Annotated in this window: 1 protein-coding gene; it reads right to left on the reverse strand. The window is 35.5% G+C overall.

Going from position 1 to position 346, the window contains the following annotated elements; translation table 11 throughout:
• Window positions 1-346: oligosaccharide flippase family protein (locus tag Q5762_RS37540; RefSeq protein ID WP_315896793.1), on the reverse strand; the 346-nt coding region annotated here is incomplete at both ends.

A 346-nucleotide genomic window follows, 5' to 3' on the forward strand; every position in this document is an offset into this window, starting at 1 on the left:
CCCCAAGAAGCCACCTCTAAATTTCCAGTCCAAAAATATAGGATTGTTTCTGGCATGCATATAATCATAACAGCAATAGGAAGAATTGTCACTGAGACTAAACTCGTAGCTTTTATAAATAATTCTACCATTTGGTTTCTGTTATCGCTGTTATAAAGTGCAGTTAATCTAGGTAAAATAGCGGTCGAAACCGGACCTGACAACATCATAATACCGGAAGATATTGTAACAACTAAAGAAAAATAACCAAACTCTTCTAAGGTTAAATATTTTGACATTAACAACCGGTCAAACTGAGTAAGAAAAACCCATAATATAGCACCAACTGCCGTGATACCAGCAAATG

Source organism: Streptomyces sp. P9(2023), from assembly GCF_032436795.1.
Lineage (GTDB): Bacteria > Actinomycetota > Actinomycetes > Streptomycetales > Streptomycetaceae > Streptomyces.